The organism is Rhizobium sp. PK7-22, assembly GCF_056530405.1.
Genome location: NZ_CP096514.1, coordinates 508726 through 528843 on the forward strand (window position 1 = coordinate 508726; position 20118 = coordinate 528843).

17 protein-coding genes are annotated in these 20118 nt (G+C 62.6%); 6 read left to right on the top strand and 11 right to left on the bottom strand.

Annotated features, from left to right (window positions below):
* Position 1 precedes the first annotated feature (1 nt).
* Positions 2 to 3082, bottom strand: coding sequence for a helicase-related protein (locus tag M1E10_RS07300; RefSeq protein WP_499177112.1), 3081 nt, complete (start codon positions 3080 to 3082; stop codon positions 2 to 4).
* Positions 3083 to 3447: 365 nt separating this feature from the next.
* On the opposite strand from M1E10_RS07300, the gene M1E10_RS07305 reads away from it, so the two are divergent.
* Positions 3448 to 3603: a DUF3309 family protein gene (locus M1E10_RS07305; RefSeq protein ID WP_499175705.1), complete on the top strand. Its 156-nt coding sequence runs from the start codon at positions 3448 to 3450 to the stop codon at positions 3601 to 3603.
* A 33-nt stretch (positions 3604 to 3636) separates the two neighbouring features.
* Positions 3637 to 3891 (top strand): YMGG-like glycine zipper-containing protein, encoded by a 255-nt coding sequence (locus M1E10_RS07310; protein WP_239998090.1) that lies wholly within the window; start codon positions 3637 to 3639, stop codon positions 3889 to 3891.
* 71 nt (positions 3892 to 3962) lie between these two features.
* Here M1E10_RS07310 and phbB read toward each other — a convergent pair whose 3' ends face one another.
* Together phbB and M1E10_RS07320 are read right to left on the bottom strand one after the other, a co-directional pair.
* Positions 3963 to 4688: an SDR family oxidoreductase gene (phbB, locus tag M1E10_RS07315; protein ID WP_499177113.1), complete on the bottom strand. Its 726-nt coding sequence runs from the start codon at positions 4686 to 4688 to the stop codon at positions 3963 to 3965.
* 91 nt (positions 4689 to 4779) lie between these two features.
* The gene (locus M1E10_RS07320; protein WP_499175706.1) at positions 4780 to 5961 is read right to left on the bottom strand and encodes an acetyl-CoA C-acetyltransferase; all 1182 of its coding nucleotides are present in this window, start codon (positions 5959 to 5961) and stop codon (positions 4780 to 4782) included.
* 230 nt (positions 5962 to 6191) lie between these two features.
* Between M1E10_RS07320 and phaR the strand changes: the two genes are divergently transcribed.
* Positions 6192 to 6767: a polyhydroxyalkanoate synthesis repressor PhaR gene (gene phaR, locus M1E10_RS07325; protein ID WP_499175707.1), complete on the top strand. Its 576-nt coding sequence runs from the start codon at positions 6192 to 6194 to the stop codon at positions 6765 to 6767.
* A gap of 70 nt (positions 6768 to 6837) precedes the next feature.
* Here phaR and rpmF read toward each other — a convergent pair whose 3' ends face one another.
* From rpmF to mtgA, 3 genes are all read right to left on the bottom strand, one after another.
* Positions 6838 to 7023 (bottom strand): 50S ribosomal protein L32, encoded by a 186-nt coding sequence (gene rpmF, locus M1E10_RS07330; RefSeq protein WP_112643463.1) that lies wholly within the window; start codon positions 7021 to 7023, stop codon positions 6838 to 6840.
* A gap of 147 nt (positions 7024 to 7170) precedes the next feature.
* Positions 7171 to 7818 carry a glutathione S-transferase family protein gene (locus M1E10_RS07335; RefSeq protein ID WP_499175708.1) on the bottom strand — a complete coding sequence of 216 codons (648 nt, stop codon included), beginning with the start codon at positions 7816 to 7818 and terminating at the stop codon, positions 7171 to 7173.
* 71 nt (positions 7819 to 7889) lie between these two features.
* On the bottom strand, positions 7890 to 8609 hold the full coding sequence (gene mtgA / locus M1E10_RS07340) for a biosynthetic peptidoglycan transglycosylase (protein WP_499177114.1): 720 nt from the start codon (positions 8607 to 8609) through the stop codon (positions 7890 to 7892).
* A 146-nt stretch (positions 8610 to 8755) separates the two neighbouring features.
* On the opposite strand from mtgA, the gene M1E10_RS07345 reads away from it, so the two are divergent.
* Positions 8756 to 9670, top strand: coding sequence for a polyprenyl synthetase family protein (locus tag M1E10_RS07345; protein WP_499175709.1), 915 nt, complete (start codon positions 8756 to 8758; stop codon positions 9668 to 9670).
* Between the two features lie 12 nt (positions 9671 to 9682).
* Positions 9683 to 10324 (top strand): LysE family translocator, encoded by a 642-nt coding sequence (locus M1E10_RS07350; protein ID WP_499175710.1) that lies wholly within the window; start codon positions 9683 to 9685, stop codon positions 10322 to 10324.
* A gap of 24 nt (positions 10325 to 10348) precedes the next feature.
* On the opposite strand, the gene M1E10_RS07355 is transcribed toward M1E10_RS07350, so the two are convergent.
* The 5 genes from M1E10_RS07355 to M1E10_RS07375 form a co-directional block, all read right to left on the bottom strand.
* Entirely contained in the window at positions 10349 to 11005 is a 657-nt protein-coding gene (locus tag M1E10_RS07355) for an OmpA family protein (RefSeq protein WP_499175711.1), read from the bottom strand.
* Positions 11006 to 11079: 74 nt separating this feature from the next.
* Positions 11080 to 12330 (bottom strand): flavodoxin/ferredoxin-dependent (E)-4-hydroxy-3-methylbut-2-enyl-diphosphate synthase, encoded by a 1251-nt coding sequence (ispG, locus tag M1E10_RS07360; protein WP_499175712.1) that lies wholly within the window; start codon positions 12328 to 12330, stop codon positions 11080 to 11082.
* A gap of 78 nt (positions 12331 to 12408) precedes the next feature.
* Positions 12409 to 13614 (bottom strand): MFS transporter, encoded by a 1206-nt coding sequence (locus tag M1E10_RS07365; protein ID WP_499175713.1) that lies wholly within the window; start codon positions 13612 to 13614, stop codon positions 12409 to 12411.
* 122 nt (positions 13615 to 13736) lie between these two features.
* Positions 13737 to 17198 (bottom strand): pyruvate carboxylase, encoded by a 3462-nt coding sequence (gene pyc, locus M1E10_RS07370; protein WP_499175714.1) that lies wholly within the window; start codon positions 17196 to 17198, stop codon positions 13737 to 13739.
* A 106-nt stretch (positions 17199 to 17304) separates the two neighbouring features.
* Positions 17305 to 18045, bottom strand: a complete 741-nt coding sequence (locus M1E10_RS07375; protein ID WP_499175716.1) for a helix-turn-helix transcriptional regulator — start codon at positions 18043 to 18045, stop codon at positions 17305 to 17307.
* 292 nt (positions 18046 to 18337) lie between these two features.
* Here M1E10_RS07375 and M1E10_RS07380 point away from each other — a divergent pair, with 292 nt between their 5' ends.
* Positions 18338 to 20110 carry a glucan ABC transporter ATP-binding protein/ permease gene (locus M1E10_RS07380; protein WP_499175717.1) on the top strand — a complete coding sequence of 591 codons (1773 nt, stop codon included), beginning with the start codon at positions 18338 to 18340 and terminating at the stop codon, positions 20108 to 20110.
* Positions 20111 to 20118 lie beyond the last annotated feature (8 nt).

A 20118-nucleotide genomic window follows, 5' to 3' on the forward strand; every position in this document is an offset into this window, starting at 1 on the left:
GCTACTTCTTCATCTGCTCCTTGAGCGCGGCAAGCTTGGCAAAGGGCGAATCCGGGTCCACCGGCTTCTCCTTGCGAGGAGGCTTGGCCTCGAACCTGGTCGGCTGCGGCGCTTTGCCACGATCGGGTCGGTCATTCCTGTCGCCGCGGTTCTGACGCTCCGGTGGCTTGCCCTCCGGCCGGCGGTTGTCGCGCTTCGGGCGACCGCCTTCGCGGGGCTCGCGTTCACCTTGGCTGCGCTGCTCGCCCTGATCGCGGCTTTCGCCACTCCGGCCACCGGGCCGGCGCTCGCCCTGCGGCGGACGTCCGCCCCTCTGGTTATCGTTGCGCCCAGCCGGTCGCCAAAGAAGCACAGGCTTGGGCTCTTCTGCTACCGCAACCTCGCCCGACGCCTCGCCGCCTTCCGACGGCTGAGCGGCTTCGGCAGTTATGACCGGTTCGGCATCGGCAGCGGTCTCGGAAGGCTGGCTGAGTTCTGCGGGCGGCGCCTCGGCAGGCTGCTCGGCCGGTTCGCCAGCGCCATCAGCCGCTTCGGTCTTGGCTTCCGCATCTGTAATAGGCTGCTGTGCATCGGCGTCTGCGCCGCCTTCTGTGGGCGAGGGCGCGGCAGTCGACGCCGGCTCCTGCGTCGACAGGAACGCTGCCGCCTCGGCAGCGCCCAGCACGTCGGCGCGATAGCCGAGCCCCTTCAGGATCTCTTCCATGTCGTCCGGAGTGGCCCCGAGAATGGAAAGCATGGATGTCGTGGCCGTGAAGCGGCGCCCGTCGTAGGCACCCTCGGGACGCGGCGAGGTGCCCGGCTTCCACTGCAGAAGTGGTCGGATCAGGTCCGCAAGACGCTCCAGGATATCGATGCGCACGGCACGCTTGCCGAGGAAGCGGAAGCCGGCAAGCTTGTAGAATGTGCGCTCGAAGCCCGGATCGGCGACCACGGACGTGCGACCGGCAGCAAGTGCCGGAATGAGTTCGCCGTAGCCCGGCTTGTCGAGGCCGTCGTTCTTCAGCGCCCAGAGCAGGGTGATGAGTTCGGCTGGCGACGGCTTCAGCAAGGCCGGCATGAAGATGTGATAGGCGCCGAAGCGGATGCCGTAGCGGCGCATCGAGGCTCGGCTGTCCTGGTCCAGCGACTTGACGTCGTCGGCGACGTCGCGGCGGAAGAGCACTCCAAGGCCCTCGACCAGCTGGAAAGCGAGTCCCTTTGCCAGTCCCTGCAGGTCCTCGGCGCGGGAAAGATCATCGAGAGGCTTTAGAACAGTGGCGATGTGGTGGTTGACGAAGCGCTCGATTCGCGCCAGCGCATGTTCTCGCGCATTGCCCGACAGAGCATCGTCCGCCAGGAGGATGACGCGCGGGCGCATGATGTGGTCGCTGGCGGCAAGCCGGCCGACGGGATCACCCAGCCACCGCACGAAGCCGTCCGAGCCGACGACCAGGTCGCCGTTTCCAGACGCGTAAAGGCGTGCCGCCCGTGCTTCGAACTCAAGCGACAGCGCCTTTTGGGCAGCCCCCTGGACAGCCTTGGCATCCGGACCCTCGGCCCCTGAAACCGGTGTAAACCGGAATCCCGCCAGTTGCCCGACGTGATGGCCTTCCACGAAGACATCACCATTCACACTGATTTCAGCTTCCAGCATCGCATTCTCTCTTAGGCGCTTCATGAGCACAGATGTCCTGCGGTCAACAAAACGTTTCGTCAACCTTTCATGTAGGGCGTCTGACAGCCTGTCCTCAATTTCTCTAGTCTTTTCTTGCCAGTGTGTCGGATTGGCAAGCCAGCCGGGGCGATTGGACACATAGGTCCAGGTCCGAATTTGAGCGATTCGCGCCGATAGCGTATCGATTTCGCCATCTGTCCGGTCCGCCCGCCTCACCTGTTCTGCCATGAAATCCTCGTTGACTACCCCATGGCGGACGAGGTCGGAAAAAAGCGTCGAAATGAGATCCGCATGCTGCGCCGGCGCGATCCGCCGATAGTCGGGCAATGCGCAGGCCTCCCAGAGCTTCTCGACCCGTTCTGCCGTTGTGGCAGCATCGATGATCTCGGGATAGCGGGTCAGATATTCGAGCGCTTGGCTGTCTGTCGCCGGCAGCGCGCGTGTGAGGCCTGCTATCGTCGGAGAGGTTTCAAGGCTCGCCTTCAGACTGCGGATGGAGGAATAATCGAGCGACTTCGAACGCCACTGGAGGACCTTGACCTCCTCGAACTGGTGGCGCTCGATCCGCTCGACAAGCTCGTCGTCGAAAGGCTGCACCTGACCCGTGACGCCAAACGTGCCGTCCCGGACATGGCGGCCAGCGCGGCCAGCGATCTGTGCCATCTCTGCGGGATTGAGGTTGCGGAACTGAAAGCCGTCGAACTTACGATCCTGCGCAAAAGCCACATGGTCGACATCAAGGTTGAGACCCATGCCGATCGCATCGGTCGCGACCAGATACTCGACGTCGCCGTCCTGATAGAGGCCGACCTGAGCATTGCGGGTTCGCGGGCTGAGCGCGCCCAGAACGACCGCTGCCCCACCCCGCTGGCGGCGGATCAACTCGGCGATGGCATAGACCTCATCCGCCGAAAACGCGACGATGGCGGTGCGTTGCGGCAACCGAGTAATCTTTTTCTGTCCGGCATAGAAGAGCTGCGACATCCGCGGCCGTTCGATGATGGTGATGCCGGGCAGCAGCTTTTCCAGGATCCGGCGCATGGTTCCCGCGCCCAGCAGCAGGGTCTCCTCGCGCCCGCGAAGATGCATGATGCGGTCGGTGAAGATGTGGCCGCGCTCCAGATCGGCAGCCAGTTGCACCTCGTCGATGGCGACAAAGGCCGCTTTGGTCTCACGCGGCATGGCCTCGACGGTGCAGACCGAGAATCGGGCGCCCGGCGGCGTGATCTTCTCCTCGCCCGTGATCAAGGCAACGGCGGAAATCCCGACCTTTTCGACCACCCGCGTATAGACCTCGCGCGCCAGCAGCCGTAACGGAAGGCCGATGACGCCGCTGCCATGGGCGACCATCCGTTCGATAGCGTAATGTGTCTTGCCGGTATTGGTCGGGCCGAGCACCGCAGTCACGCCGCGGCCGCTGAGCATCATGGGCTGAAAATTCAAAGCTGCATCCGCACATCGAGGCTTCGCCGCGCGCGTTACAGCGCGACCGCCCAGAGATGGCCATTTCCCCGACCATTGACAAGTGATTGCGCCGTTTCTCCTCCATTTAAGCCCTCATGACGTGCATTGTAGGGAACAAATCGGAACGTTTGGGCGACGAATCGCTGACTCCGGCGAGTCTGCTTTTGTTCCCTTGGGCGCGCTACGAGGGTTTCCGCAAGCATCATCCCACCACCGCCACGGCATCCTGGAAGATGCCGTTTCGGACACAGACTTGGCCGATGGAACAAAACGGTGGAAGATGCGTTTGTTCCTCCATCCTGAAGAACAGGGAACGGAGAATACAAAATATGCTCGGTACGGTATTGCTGGTCATCGTCGTACTGCTTCTGATCGGCGCTCTGCCGAACTGGGGGCACAGCCGCAGCTGGGGCTATGGCCCGTCGGGAGGACTTGGCCTTGTTCTGGTCATTGTTCTGATCCTCCTGCTCATGGGCAGAATCTAAGTAACAGAGTTATTGAAACGGGAAGGAAGAAACATGAAGAAGATCTTGCTGGCAGGCGCACTCATCGGCTCCCTCGCATCCTGCACCTCGACCGAGCGTGGCACAGCCATCGGCGCCGGTACCGGTGCAGTTATCGGTGGCGTTGCAACCAATAGCTGGGGTGGCGCAGCCGTCGGCGCTGTCGCTGGTGGCGCTGTTGGCGCGCTCGTCGGCGCCTCGCAGGAACGCTCCGGCTACTGCGTCTACCGCGACCGTTACGGCCGCACTTACGAAGCCCGCTGCCGCTAATAACGGTTCAGCTGCGAGAAAAGGCGCCGTTCACGCGGCGCCTTTTCTTTTGACGACCGACCGCACGGCAGTCACTGGAAATACTGACCGCCGTTTGCCGTGAGCGTCGAGCCGGTGATAAAGCCCGCATCGTCAGAGGCCAGAAAAACCACGCAGCGCGCAATTTCTTCCGGCTCCCCCAGGCGACCCACCGGGATCTGCGGGATGATCTTTTCGTTCAGCACCTTTTCCGGAATCGCGCTCACCATTTCCGTTGCGATGTATCCGGGACAGATCGCATTGACGGTAATGTTTCTGGCAGCTCCCTCCTGCGCGAGAGCCTTGGTGAACCCGAGGTCGCCGGCTTTCGCCGCAGAATAGTTGACCTGCCCCATCTGCCCCTTCTGACCATTGATGGACGAGATATTCACGATGCGGCCGAAGCTCCGCTCCCGCATGCCGTTCCAGACCCGGTGCGTCATGTTGAAGAGCCCACTCAGGTTGGTGGCGATTACCTCGTTCCACTGCTCGGGAGTCATCTTGTGGAACATCGCGTCTCTGGTGATCCCGGCATTGTTGACGAGCACCTCGATCGGCCCGATCTCGCTCTCGACCTGATCGATGCCTTGCGAGCAGGCCTGGTAGTTCGAGACATCCCACTTGAAGACCGGGATGCCCGTTTCTTCGCCAAACGCGCGGGCGTTCTCCTCATTGCCCGCATAATTGGCTGCGACGCGATATCCCGCCGCACTCAGCGCTATCGCGATTGCAGCGCCGATTCCGCGCGTGCCGCCGGTCACCAATGCTACTCTGCTCATCAGGTCTCCCCTCCCGTTCGCGGCTGTCCGCATCGACCGATCTTTGCGGCCTCAGACGCGGTATTCTATGCTGTCAGGCATCGGTCCGTCTTCACATCGCCTCGACACAGAGGGCGACCCCCATGCCGCCGCCGATGCAGAGGGTCGCAAGACCCTTCTTGGCGCCCCGGCGCTTCATCTCGAAGACGAGGGTGTTCAGGACCCTTGCACCGGACGCGCCGATCGGATGGCCGATGGCGATCGCTCCGCCATTGACGTTGACGATAGCGGGATCCCAGCCCAGCTCCTTGTTGACGGCGCAGGCCTGCGCCGCGAATGCCTCGTTGGCTTCCACGAGATCGAGATCGCTTGCCTTCCAGCCAGCCTTCTCCAGGGCCTTGCGGGATGCCGGGATCGGCCCCGTTCCCATGACCTGCGGATCGACGCCCGCCGTTGCCCAGGATACGATCCGCACAAGCGGCGTGATCCCCCGGCGCGATGCCTCTTGCTCGGTCATCAGCACGGCAGCGGCCGCGCCATCATTGATGCCTGAGGCATTGCCGGCGGTGACGGTCCCCTCCTTGTCGAAGGCCGGCCGCAGCTTCGCCATGCTGTCCAGCGTCGCACCAATGCGGATGTATTCGTCGGCATCGACCGTTACGTCACCCTTGCGGCCCTTCACCACGAACGGCACGATCTCGTCCTGGAAGCGTCCGGCTGACTGCGCCGCCTCGGCTTTGTTCTGCGAGGCAACGGCGAACTGGTCCTGCTCCTCGCGCGACAGCTGCCACTGACGCGCCACGTTCTCGGCCGTCGTGCCCATGTGGTAGCCATAGAAGGCATCCGTCAGGCCGTCCTTGATCATGGTGTCGATCATCTTCATGTCGCCCATCTTCACGCCGCCGCGCAGATGCGCGCAGTGCGGCGCCATGGACATCGACTCCTGCCCGCCCGCAACGACGATCCTGGCATCCCCGAGCGCGATCTGCTGCATGCCAAGAGCAACCGCACGAAGACCGGAGCCGCAGAGCTGGTTGACGCCCCAGGCCGTCGCCTCCTGCGGTACCCCCGCTTTCATTGCCGCCTGCCGAGCCGGGTTCTGCCCCTCGCCCGCCGGCAGGACCTGTCCGAGGATCACCTCGTCGACCTCTGCGGCCTCGACACCGGCGCGCGCCAGGGACGCCTTCACGGCAGCAGCCCCGAGTTCGTGGGCAGGAATGTTGGCGAACGCTCCGTTGAACGAGCCGACGGCCGTGCGGGCTGCGGATGCAATGACGATCGAAGTCTGGGTCATGGGCGGCTTCCTCCTAAGGCGTCTTTATCGCGAAACTCTGGCAAAGCTTCCTACCGAAGTCAAACTGTCCGAAAGGCGGGCATTGACGCATGGGTGCAGCCCTCTTTCGGTTTGCTGCGCAGCATCCTCCGCGCCGCGCCGCACAAGATGGATTGTCAGTGCCGATTGTTTGGGCTTACAGTTGACGCGGGAGAGACCGTCCGGACGAAGAGACGGCACGAGGAGGCAAAATGGCTAAGCAGGACGGCGATACCATTATCAAGAAATACGCCAATCGGCGCCTCTACAACACCGGCACGAGCACCTACGTGACGTTGGAGGACCTCGCCAAAATGGTGAAAAAGGGCGAGGATTTCACCGTCCAGGACGCAAAGAGCGGTGAAGACATCACGCACTCCGTCCTGACGCAGATCATCTTCGAGCAGGAATCGAAAACGGGCAACACGTTGTTGCCGATCTCCTTCCTGCGGCAGTTGATCTCCTACTACGGCGACCAGATGCAGGTGGTGGTGCCGACATTTCTCGAGCATTCAATGCAGGCGTTCACCGACCAGCAGGTCCAGATGCGCGAACAGATGACGCGCGCCCTTGGCGAGACGCCACTGACCAAGAATCTTCAGGCACCGATGCAACTGATGGAAGAGCAGGTTCGTCGCAACACAGAGATGTTTCGCCAGGCCATGCAGATGTTTTCGCCCTTCGGCTCCCCGGCGGCGGGATCGGCCGGCAAGAGGAACGAGCCCAAGGATATCGATGAGTTGAAGGAGCAACTGCGGACACTGCAGGACCGCATCGACAACCTTTGAGGCAGTACAGGACGCAATAAAAAAGGCCGGGGGAAACCGGCCTTTTCTATTGCGTATCGGCGAAGAAAGCTTACGCGCTTTCCTTCGGCGTCAGAACCTGGCGGCCGCGGTACATGCCCGTCTTCAGGTCAATGTGGTGCGGGCGACGCAGTTCGCCGGAATTCTTGTCTTCCGTGTAGGTCGGGGCCTTCAGCGCGTCAGCCGAACGGCGCATGCCGCGTTTCGACGGGCTCGTTTTTCTTTTTGGTACAGCCATGTTCGTTACTCCACTTTCGTGCAAGACATGATCCCCGGCCGGAATGTGAGCCGAACTGGACATGCTTTGATATCGGAAATTTGGCCGGCTTATACATGCTGAACCGGGGCTTGACCAGTCCCCGGCGCAAAAAATCCGTGCCGCCGGTCAGGCCTCGTCTTCCGCAACGATCCATGTCTCGGTCAGGGCTGCCTCCTGCCATGCGACCCAGGCCGGATGCATCTTCATCGTGGCCATGTATTCCAGCACCTCAGGGTCGGTCACGAGGTCGTAGACCTCGAAGCGATTGACCACCGGAGCAAACATCGCATCGGCGGCAGAAAATGGGCCGAACAGGAAAGGTCCTCCGGACTTCTGGCGGCAGTCCTTCCAGATCGTGGAGATCCGCGCCACGTCATCCAGCACGCCGTCGGGCAGGTTGAGACGCGCCTTCGGACGCCGCATGTTCATCGGACAGGCCCCGCGCAACGCGCGGAAGCCGGAGAGCATCTCCATGCAGATCGATCGCGCCACGGCGCGCTCGGCGGCCGCGTTCGGCCAGATGCCGCGATCGGGAAACAGCTCTGCGACATATTCGATGATCGCCAGCGATTCCCACACGCGCACGCCGCCGTGGTGGAGGACCGGCACGCGGCTCGTTGGAGAGATCTCCTTGAAGCGGGGATTGCCTGCCGGGAAGTCGAAGGGGATCAGCACCTCCTCGAAATCGATCCCGGCAGCGGTGAGAGCGATCCAGGGCCGGAAGGACCAGGAGGAATAATTCTTGTTGGCGATATAAAGCGTCAGCCTGTCCATGTCCCACTCCATCTGATCATGGCCATGACCTATCCCGAACAGCGCCGGACGACCAATGAAAAGGCCGAATGTCACCCATAGATGCAGGTGATATACTCACCGGAACCCCGTGCCCGTCGCTCGACAACCCCAGCGATCCGTTGCATGCCCCGCCCGGGCTTGCTGGCAACGCGGGTCAGGGGATTGGGAAGTGAGACGGCAAGAAGGGCCGCCTGCCGGCGCGTCAGGTCCGCAGCGGAGACGCCAAAGTGATGCCGGGCTGCCGCCTCGGCGCCGTAGATGCCGGGCCCCCACTCGGCGACGTTGAGATAGATCTCCATCAGGCGCCGCTTCGTCCAGACGAAATCGGCCGCGATTGCCAGGGGCAGTTCCAGTGCCTTGCGAACGAAGGAACGCCCGTTCCAGAGGAACAGGTTCTTGACGGTCTGCATGGGGATAGTGCTGGCGCCACGGGTGCTTTCACCCTCCAGCGCCTCTTCGACCACGGCCTTCATCTCTCCCCAGTCGACGCCGCCATGTCGACAGAATTGCCCGTCCTCCGACATCATCACCGACTGCACCAGATTGGGCGAAATTGCCTCAAGGGCAACCCATTGGCGATCATAGCCGTTGAGCAGCACCAGGTCCCGCACCATCAGGGTCGAAACCGGATGCACGAAGGCCGGCGTATAGAGGAGGATCAGCAGATAGGGGGCGACCAACACCGCAAGGCCGATCAGCAACAGCCGGCGCAGGATGCGCGAAAACGGCCTTCCTTTGCTGCGGGTCAAGTCGGCATCACCCTCTACCACGTCATCTTCAGGCTCTGTCGCCACGCTCGCCTCTCGCTTTTGCCGTTTCTTAGCCGCTGGCGGCCTGGATGACCAGTGGCCGCCAAAACTCTTGGCAGTTGAGAAATCGCGTTGCACAGTCCTGTCCGGCATGCCAAACAGCCGCCATGACCGGGCCGATCCACGAATTTGAAACACGCCTGACGAAGAGTGCCGAAGCAACGGAAACGCTGCTGGCGTCACTGCTTTCCGCAACATGGCTGCCGGGCGAAATCAGCCGACCGGAAACGCTGCTGGCTGCCATGCGGCACGGCACGCTGAACGGCGGCAAGCGTCTGCGGCCATTCCTGGTGCAGGAAAGCGCCGCAATGCTCGGTGGCGACCCGCAGGCTGCCGCCAGAATTGGCGCGGCACTGGAATGCGTCCACTGTTATTCTCTGATCCATGACGACCTGCCGGCCATGGACGACGACGACATGCGCCGCGGCCAGCCAACCGTCCATCGGGCTTTCGACGAAGCCTCGGCGATCCTGGCGGGCGACAGCCTGCTCACCTATGCCTTCGACATCATCGCAGCGCCCGAAACCGTGCTTGCTGACCGCCAGAAGACCGAGCTCGTGCTGGCACTTGCCCGCGCCTCGGGTCCGGGCGGCATGGCGGGCGGACAGGCGCTGGATCTCGCTGCCGAAAAATTGGCACCGGACGAAGCCGGGATCGTCACCTTGCAGGCGATGAAGACCGGCGCCTTGCTGCGGTTCGCCTGCGAGGCGGGCGCCATCGTTGCGGGACGGGGGCCGGAAGACCGGCGGCGACTGCGAGACTTCGGCGAGAAGATCGGACTGGCCTTCCAGCTGGCCGACGATCTTCTCGACATCACGGCGGATGCAGCGACCATGGGCAAGGCGACCGGAAAGGATGCCGCGCGCGGCAAAGGCACGCTCGTCGCCCTCCATGGCGCGGCTTGGGCCGAAGAGCGGCTGGCCGTTCTGGCGCAGGAGGCCTGCGAACTGATCTCCGGATACGGTGAGAAGGCAGCCACTCTTCAGGCCGCGGCACACTTCATCGCAGACCGAAAGAGCTGACGGGGGACCCCGATGACAGAGGTGATGAGCTATCTTCCGATGATCTGGCCGGCCTACGTCGCCTATCTGATCGCGGTCATGAGTCCAGGCCCTGCCATTCTGGCCATCATCGGCACCGCCAGCGCCCAGGGCCGCCGGGCCGGCCTCGTCATCGCTCTCGGCATCTTCGGCGGATCTGCGACTTGGGCCGCGGCAGCGGCTCTCGGAATGGCAGCATTGCTACGACACTACGCCTTCGCCCTGGAAATCCTGAAGATCGCCGGCGGTTTTTACCTGCTGTATCTGGGCTGGAAGGCCTATAGATCGGCACGTCTTAGCGACAAGGCTCTGGAACTGTCGCAGAAAACCGGGAACCGCTCCGTAAGGCAGCTCCTGTTGCGCGGTTACGCGATCCACGTCACCAACCCGAAGGCGATCTTCGGATGGTTGGCGATCATTTCACTCGGACTTCCGCAGACCGCCCCCACGACTGCCATCGTTGCGATCATCGGCCTGTGCTTGTCCTCCGGGCTGCTGATCTTCACCGGCTACGCCTTGCTCTTTTCCACGCCACAGGCTGTACGCGCCTATCGCGCCATGCGCCGCTGGATCGAGGGCACCATGTCCGCCTTCTACTGCTTTGCCGGCCTGAGGCTTCTGACGAGCCGCCTCTGAGGCGGCCCGTCACGCAGTGTCCGACTATTGCGAGATCGGCGCGATCAGCACTTCGACGCGGCGGTTCTGCGCCCTTCCGTCCGGAGTCGCGTTCGATGCGATCGGCTGCGACGGGCCGAAGCCCAGCGTCGACATGCGGCGCTGGTCGACGCCCTGGCTGGCGAGATAATTGGCAACCGAGGCGGCACGCCGCTCGGAGAGGCCCTGATTGTGGGCCAGGCTGCCGGTGGAATCGGTGTGGCCGTTCACGTCGATGAGCGTCCGGTTGAACTTGCTGAGGACGAGCGCCACCGAATTCAGCGTCTGGTAGAAGGGTGGGATGACCTGATCCTGGTCTGTGGCGAAGGTGACGTTGGATGGCATGTTGAGCACGATGCGGTCGCCCATGCGCGTCACCGAAACACCCGTTCCCTGCAACTGCGCCCGAAGTTCCGACTCCTGCTGGTCCATGTAGTTGCCGATGGCGCCGCCGGCGAGGCCGCCGATCGCAGCCCCGATCAGCGCATTGCGGCCCTTGTCGCCGCCGCCGACCACGAGGCCGCCGAGTGCGCCGAGACCGGCACCGATCGCCGCGCCTCCGGCGGTGTTCGATACCTTCTGCTCGCCCGTGTAAGGGTCGGTGGTGGTGCAGGCGGAAAGATAGGTCGCGCAGAGCGCGACGAGTGCCAGTCTCTTGATCATCCGAATCGAAGTCCCCGTCGTCTATGGTGAATCGTCATTCACCATAAATTGCGGCAACATCGGGTCAATGGCGTTCATTCGGCCGCGGAGCGGTGCCCGAAACGCTGCTCGATATAGTCGATGACCAGTTGCTCGAAGTCACCGGCGATATTGGGACCCCGCAGCGTCATGGCCTTCTGCCCGTCGATGAAGACCGGTGCCGAGGGCGACTCGCCGGTCCCCGGAAGCGAGATGCCGATATCGGCATGCTTGCTCTCGCCGGGACCATTGACGATGCAGCCCATTACGGCGACGGTGAGCGCTTCCACGCCAGGGTATTTCTCCCGCCAGACGGGCATGTTCTTGCGGATGTCGTCCTGGATCCGTTGCGCCAGTTCCTGGAAGACCGTGGAGGTCGTGCGCCCGCAGCCGGGGCATGCGGCCACCACCGGGATGAACTGCCGGAAGCCCATGACCTGCAGCAGCTCCTGCGCCACCTGCACCTCGCGGGTACGGTCGCCATTCGGCTCCGGCGTCAAAGATACACGGATCGTATCGCCGATGCCGTGCTGCAGCACGTATCCCATGGCGGCAGACGAGGCGACGATCCCCTTGGAGCCCATGCCGGCTTCCGTCAGGCCCAGATGCAGGGCGTGGTTCGAGCGCTCTGCCAGCATCGAATAGACCGCAATCAGGTCCTGCACCTGGCTCACCTTGGCCGACAGGATGATGCGGTTGCGCGGCAGGCCGATGCTCTCGGCGAGCTCGGCCGAAATCAGCGCCGACTGCACGATGGCCTCGTGCATGACCTGCCGGGCGGACAGCGGAGAGCCTTCCAGTGCATTGCGGTCCATCAGCGTCGTCAGCAGGTCCTGGTCGAGCGATCCCCAGTTGACGCCGATGCGCACCGGCTTGTCGTAGCGGATCGCCATCTCGATGATGTCGGCGAACTGCTTGTCCTTCTTGTCCTTGAAGCCGACGTTGCCGGGATTGATGCGGTATTTGGCAAGCGCCTCGGCGCAGGCCGGATGGTCCGCAAGCAGCTTGTGGCCGATGTAATGAAAATCGCCGACGAGCGGCACGTCCAGCCCCAGCCGCAGCAAGCGCTCCTGGATCCTCGGCACGGCCGCGGCACTTTCATCGCGGTCCACCGTGATGCGGACGATCTCGGAGCCGGCCGCATGGAGCGCGGCGACCTGCGCGACCGTCGCATCCACATCCGCCGTATCGGTATTCGTCATCGACTGCACGACCACCGGCGCGCCGCCGCCGACGATGACCCCGCCGACATCGACGGCGACTGTTGCGCGGCGCGGCTTCGGATCATGCTCGATCGGTGCAGACATGGGGCTCTCTTGGTCTGAAAACGTCCCTTTCAGGTGGATGATGCCTTGGCTAATGTCAACCTCGGCGCTTCTCACTTCTCAGCTTGGCTTCCCATCCTGCTCATGATGCACGCCATCGGCATGCCGCGCCAGCGGCGAGAGCATCAGGACGACGAGATGCAGGATCGAAAGAGCCGCGAAGATGATGGCGAGCCCGCTGTATTCCGCAATGAAGCCGATGGCGGAGGGCGCCAGCAGGATGCCGGAATAACCCATGGTCGTGACCACGGAGAGGCCGACGCCCGGCCGCAGGCCAGGCAGGTTACCGGCCGCCGAAAAGACGATCGGCACGAGGTTCGAAATGCCGATGCCGGCAAGCGCGAAGCCGAGGATGGCGACGGTTCCGGTCTGGGCAAAACCTGCGGTCACGAGGCCGATGACCGAGATGACAGCACAGACGCGCAAAGTGCGAACGGCGCCGAAACGATCCCGGACGAGATCGCCTGCAAACCGCATGATGGCCATGGTGAGCGAGAAGGCCGCGAAGGCGAAGCCGGACGCGGTTACCGAGGCGCCAAGTTCCTGGCGCAGGTAGAGTGCGCTCCAGTCGATGACGGCGCCCTCGGGGATCATGCAGAAAAGTGCCATCAGGCCGATCAGCCAGGGAAGGGCGGTGCGGGGCAGGCGCGCTCTCTCGTGAACCTCCTCCGGATGCGGCGCATCGCGCAGGACGACCGTCCAGGCAGCAGCCAGCATCAGTGCCGCCAGGATGGTAGCGAGGATGGCATGCCCCGTCACCCCGAGGCGCTCGATCAGATAACCGCCCGTGACCGCACCCAGAAGTCCGCCCAGGCTCCAGAATGCATGACAGGACGACATGATGGCCCGGCGCATGTGTTTCTCGACGGCCACGGCATTGGCATTCATCGCGACGTCCATGGCGCCGATGAGACCACCAAACACGAAGATCGCAACCGCTCCGAACCATATCCCGTCAGCTAGGGTGAGCAGGAGCAGCGTCGGCACGAGACAGAGTGCGGTAACGCGGGAGACGCGATTTGAGCCGAAGCGGGCAATCTGGCTCCCGGCGATCGGCATCATCACCAGAGACCCCAGGCCGAACACCAGGATCATCACCCCGAGCATGCTTTCCGTCAGGCCGAGACGGCTGGCGAACTCCGGGATCTTGGGTGCCCAGGCGCCCATCAGGAATCCGTTCATCAGAAAGAGCAGGGCGACACCCACTCTCTCCCGTGTGATGTAGCCCGGCCGCAGGCCAGCCGTTTCGCCGCGAGACATGTCCATGATCTGCTCTCCATAGAACCGTCGCGACATTTATTTAAATCGATTGAACGCAGCAAGCGACAACCATCTCTCACCCCCTCACAATTTATGTTCGGGGACGAAGGCCTGTGACTGTCCAGCAACTAGTCTCCGTAGACGATAAGCAGATCCTTTGCATCAATCTGATCCCCGACGCGCACCAGCACCTCGGAAAGGGTGCCGTCCCGCTCGGCATGCAGGGCCGTCTCCATCTTCATGGCCTCGATCGAGAGCAGGACATCACCCGCCTTCACCGTCTGGCCTGCCGAGACGGCCACCGTCGAGACGACGCCCGGCATGGGCGCACCCAGGTGGTTGGCATTGGCGATATCGGCCTTGCGCCGTACAGCCGAGCCCGCAGCCCCGTGGCTGCGATCCGGCACCTTGATGCGCCGCGGCTGTCCGTTGAGTTCGAAGAAGACCGTGACGAGCCCCTTGTCGTCCGTGCCGCTGGTGGCCTGGTTGACGAAGACAAGGGTCTTGCCCCGCTCGATGTCCGCCAGCAGTTCGTCACCGTCCGACATTCCGTAGAAATAGGCATGCGTCGGCAGAACGGAGACCGGGCCGTAGGTTTCGATCGCCTGGGCAAAGTCGGTGAAGACCTTCGGGTACATCAGATAGGAGGCAAACTCGAAGTCGCTGACCGGGCGCTCGAGCTTCGTCTCGATCGCGGCGCGTTCGGCGTCGAGGTCCGCCTGCGCCAGCAACGCCCCAGGCCGGTCGGTATAGGGCTTCTCGCCCTTCAGCGCCTTCTTCTGCAGTGCCTCCGGCCAGCCGCCGGGCGGCTGCCCGAGATCGCCTTTCAGCATCGACACGACAGAGTCGGGAAATGCGATGTCCTTGGCAGGATTTTCGACGTCTGCGACGCTCAGGTCCTGGCTCACCATCATCAGCGCCATGTCGCCCACCACCTTCGACGACGGCGTCACCTTGACGATATCGCCGAACATCTGGTTCGCATCCGCATAGGTCTGCGCAACCCGGTGCCAGCGGCTTTCCAACCCCAGCGAGCGCGCCTGCTCCTTCAGGTTGGTGAACTGGCCACCCGGCATCTCGTGAAGATAGACCTCTGAAGCCGGCCCCTTGAGGTCGCTCTCGAATGCCGCGTATTGATGACGCACCGCTTCCCAGTAGAAGGAGATGCGGCGGATCCATTCCGGATCGAGCCCCGGATCCCGCTCCGCACCAGAGAGGGCCTCGACGATCGAGCCGAGACACGGCTGGGACGTTGTGCCCGAGAAGGCGTCCATGGCCGCATCGACGATGTCGACGCCCGCATCGACCGCCGCCAGAACCGTGGCGGCCGCGATCCCGGAGGTGTCATGGGTGTGGAAATGGATCGGCAGATCCGTGGCTTCGCGCAGCGCCTTGAACAGGACGCGGGCAGCGGCCGGCTTCAGCAGCCCGGCCATATCCTTGACGGCAATGATGTGCGCCCCGGCGTTTTCGAGCTCCTTGGCGAGCGCCGTGTAATATTTCAGGTCGTACTTCGGACGCGCGCTGTTTAAGAGGTCGCCGGTGTAGCAGATGGCGGCTTCGCAAAGCTTGCCTTCCTCCTGCACGGCATCCATCGACACCCGCATGTTCTCGACCCAGTTCAGGCAGTCGAAGACACGGAAGAGATCGATGCCGCCGATGGCCGCCTGGCGGACGAAGTACTTCACGACATTGTCGGGGTAATTGGTGTAGCCAACCCCGTTCGCGCCGCGCAGCAGCATCTGCAGCAGCAGATTGGGCGCAGCTTCACGGATCAGCGAAAGCCGCTCCCACGGGTCCTCCGTCAGGAACCGCATCGAGACGTCGAAGGTGGCGCCGCCCCAGCATTCCAGGGAGAAGAGGTTCGGCAGCGCCCGGGCATAGACGGGTGCGATGCGGGCGATGTCATAGGTCCGCATGCGCGTCGCCAATAGCGACTGATGCCCATCGCGCATCGTCGTATCGGTCATCAGGACGCGATTTTCGCTTCGCACCCACTCCGCGAACTTGCGAGGCCCGAGGCTGTCGAGCATCTGCTTCGTCCCGTCCGGCACGGGGCTGTCGATGTAGGGCACGACCGGCTTTGGCGCCTGCGCCGGCGGCATCGGCCTTCCGCGTGCCTCCGGATGACCGTTGACGCCGACATCGGCGAGATAGGTCAGAAGCTTCGTCGCGCGATCAAGCCGCTTCACCTGCGTGAAAAGCTCGGGCGTCGTGTCGATGAACTTCGTCGTATAGGAATTGTCGCGGAAGCTCGGGTGGCCGATGATCGCCTCGAGAAATGTAAGATTGGTGGCGACGCCGCGGATGCGGAACTCGCGCAGCGCGCGGTCCATCCGGCTGATCGCTTCCTGCGGCGTGCTGCCGGAGGACGTCACCTTCACCAGCAGCGGATCATAGTAGCGCGTGATGATCGCTCCGGTGTAGGCGGTGCCGCCATCCAGCCGGATGCCGAAGCCGGCTGCAGAGCGGTAGGCGGTGATCCGGCCGTAGTCGGGGATGAAATTCTGCTCCGGATCCTCGGTGGTGATCCGGCACTGCAGGGCGTGCCCATTGAGCCGGATATCCTCCTGGCGCGGCACACCGGATTCCACGGTGCCGATCGCAGCGCCTTCCAGGATGTGGATCTGCGCCTTCACGATATCGATCCCGGTCACCACCTCGGTCACCGTATGCTCGACCTGGATGCGGGGATTGACCTCGATGAAGTAGAATCTGCCGGTGTCGGAATCCATCAGATATTCGACTGTACCGGCGCCGACATAATTGGTCGCGCGGGCGATCTTCAGCGAGTAATCCGCCAGTTCCTTGCGCTGCGCTTCGTTCAGATACGGCGCCGGCGCCCGCTCCACCACCTTCTGATTACGCCGCTGGATGGAGCAATCTCGCTCGAAAAGGTGCACGACATTGCCGTGCGTGTCGCCCAGGATCTGGCTTTCCACATGCCGGGCGCGCTCGACGAGCTTCTCGAGATAGACTTCGTCCTTGCCGAAGGCCGCCATCGCCTCACGCTTTGCCTCGGTCACCTCCTTGGCGAGATCCGCGTCGCTGCGGATGACGCGCATGCCGCGTCCGCCTCCGCCCCAGGAAGCCTTCAGCATGACGGGATACCCGACTTCGGCCGCCATGCGGGCGACCTCTGTCATGTCGTCAGGCAGCGGTTCCGTCGCCGGCACCACCGGCACGCCGACTGACACCGCGATATTGCGGGCAGCGACCTTATTGCCCAGCTTGCGCATCGTGTCGGCGGTTGGACCGATGAAAATGATGCCCGCATCGTTGCAGGCCTCAACAAATTCGGGACTCTCCGAAAGCAGCCCGTAGCCCGGATGAATGGCATCGGCTCCAGACAGCTTGGCAACCCGGATGACTTCAGGAATGGAGAGGTAACTTTCGATCGGCCCCAGATCTCGATCCAGATGCGGCCCGCGACCCACCTGATAGCTTTCGTCCGCCTTGAAGCGGTGCAGCGAGAGTTTGTCCTCCTCCGCCCAGATCGCGACTGTCTTGATGCCAAGTTCGTTTGCCGCCCGGAACACGCGGATTGCGATTTCAGATCGATTGGCGACGAGTATTTTCGAAATGGGCAAGGTAGATCTCCTCCATCAACCACAGCCATGCTGCACTGCAAAGCGAGCCTAGCGAGTTGGAAGACGAAGTCAATTTCCCCATTCGTGGTGCAACTGCAAGCTTCGGCTAGGAGACAAGGCCGCGACGAAACGCCAGCGCCACCACATGCTGCCGGTTTCTGGCCTTCATCTTGTCCTGCAGCCCGTTGATGTACCAGTCGACCGTATGGTTTGAAATCTGGAGCTCACGTGCGATCTCATGAGAGGTCCGTCCTTCCGCCAGATGTGTGACAACGTCGATCTCCCGCTTTGTCAGAGATGCTTCGACGGCCCCAATTTTCTCCAGTTCTGATGCCCATCCTCGCAATTCGAGATAGCGCCAGAACATGGTGCGCGCCACGGCATCGAACAGGACCACCTCGGCGGGGGAGAGATCGACAGGTTTTCCGCTTACCAACAGGCTCCCGAGCAAGCCGGTTCGCCCATGCACCGGAAATAAGTAGCCGTCGCTCATGCCGTGACGCGCCGCATCCTGTATCATCCGCTGCATCTTGATCCGATGCGGCTCGCTCCTCAGAGCCGAGATGGCGTCGCGTAGCCGATACGGCCGCTGAGCGAGGGGCAGTATTCTTGCCGTGGGATCGACGACGGCATATTTCTTCAACCTGTAGACCTCAGCCCAACCCTTCGGCCACCGGGCTGCAAGCGCGAGGTCGCGGTCGGGACCCTGCACCCTTGGCTGCAAAGAAAGGCGATAGAAGCCAAAGCCATAGACATCCAGCAGGGTCTCGAGACGCTGGGTCAGCTCGTCTGCGTTTCTGGTCTCGCCCGCGACGACCAGAAGCTGCATGATCAGATGAACGCTCACGACCGTCCCCAAGCTTCAAATCGAAGTTCAATGTGCTTCAAGTTGTTGACCTCCTGCCAAACCTGATGATCAGGCAGTCATGGTTATCAATAGTTGAAGTCACATCGCTAGATCTTGCTATAGGTGTCAAACAACTCGACACAGGCGGGCGCCGAAGAGTCCTCGCGTTGGGAAACCTTCCCCCGGAGAGGCGTTGTGCGCTGGCACTGCCATGCTGCTGCCACAACCGTTGACGAAATCGCAAGGTTCAGGCAGCAGAGCAACGACAGACAAAAAGAAGAGGTTTCGGCGGGTGACTCTGTTCCAGGTTTATACGAGAGCTCTCAGATACCTTGCGGAGCATCGCTTCCGAGTGACCATCGTCGTGATCGCCAATATCATCCTGGCTGTCATCACGATCGCCGAACCTATATTGTTCGGGCGCATCATCGACGCGATCTCGTCGGGAGGAGACGTCACACCGGTGCTGATGCTCTGGGCAGGGTTCGGCGTGTTCAACACGGTTGCCTATGTATTGGTGGCTCGGCAGGCAGATCGGCTCGCACACGGGCGGCGCGCATCGCTGCTCACCGAGGCGTTCGGGCGCATAATATCGATGCCGCTTGCCTGGCACCACCGCCGAGGTACCTCGAATGCGCTTCATACGCTGCTGCGCGCCAGCGAGACACTGTTCGGCCTATGGCTGGAATTCATGCGAACGCACCTGGCGACGGCGGTGGCACTGCTGCTGCTGATCCCGACGGCGTTCTCCATGGATGTCCGCCTCAGCCTGGTCCTGCTCGTGCTGAGCGTGCTCTACTGGTTCATCGGCAGGATGGTGATGAAGCGGACGAAAGAGGGACAGGCCTCTGTCGAAGGGCATTATCATACCGTCTTCTCGCATGTCAGCGATTCCATCAGCAATGTATCCGTGCTGCACAGCTACAATCGCATAGAGGCTGAAACCCTGGCCCTGCAGGGCTATACGAAAAACCTGCTGAAGGTGCAGTATCCCGTTCTCGACTGGTGGGCTTTGGCGAGCGCGCTCAATCGCACCGCCTCCACCGTCTCCCTCATGGTGATCCTGGTCATTGGCGCACTTCTGGTGCAGCGGGGCGAACTGCGGGTCGGAGAGGTGATTGCATTCATCGGCTTTGCCAATCTTCTGATCGGGCGTCTCGACCAGATGGGGCAGTTCATCACGCAGATATTCGAGGCGCGCGCCAAGCTTGAGGAATTCTATGCCCTGGAGGACGCGGTTCAGGAGCGGGAAGAACCCGCAGGCATCGCCGAACTGGAGAACGTCAAGGGCGATGTGGAATTCAGGAACGTCTCCTTCGACTTCGCCGACGCGTCGCAGGGCGTGCGGGACATCTCGTTTCGCGCCGCCGCCGGCGAAACGGTGGCCATCGTCGGCCCGACGGGTGCTGGAAAGACAACACTGGTCAACCTTCTGCAGAGGGTCCACGATGCCAAGCAAGGCCAGATCCTCATAGATGGCACGGACATCACCACCGTCTCGCGCCGGTCGCTGCGCCACGCGATCGCCACGGTCTTCCAGGATGCCGGCCTTCTCAACCGCTCGATCAGCGAGAATATCCGCCTCGGCCGTGAAGGGGCAAGCGAGGATGAGATCATCGCCGCCGCCGAAGCCGCAGCCGCAACGGACTTCATCGAAAGCCGGATGACCGGGTTCGATACTGCGGTCGGTGAACGCGGCAACCAGCTCTCCGGCGGCGAACGCCAGCGGATTGCGATCGCCCGGGCCATCCTCAAGAATGCCCCGATCCTCGTGCTCGACGAGGCCACCAGCGCGCTCGACGTCGAGACCGAGTCCCGGGTGAAGGCGGCCATCGACAGGCTGCGCCAGAACCGTACGACCTTCATCATCGCCCACAGGCTGTCGACGGTCCGCGACGCGGACAAGGTGATCTTCCTGGACAATGGCCGCATCATCGAGATGGGGACATTTGACGAGCTGAGCAGAAGCGGCGGACGCTTCACCTCCCTGCTGCGGGCAAGCGGCATCCTGACCGACGAGGATGAACACGAAGAGGCGATCGCTACGTTACCGACGCCCGGCTGATTGGACCC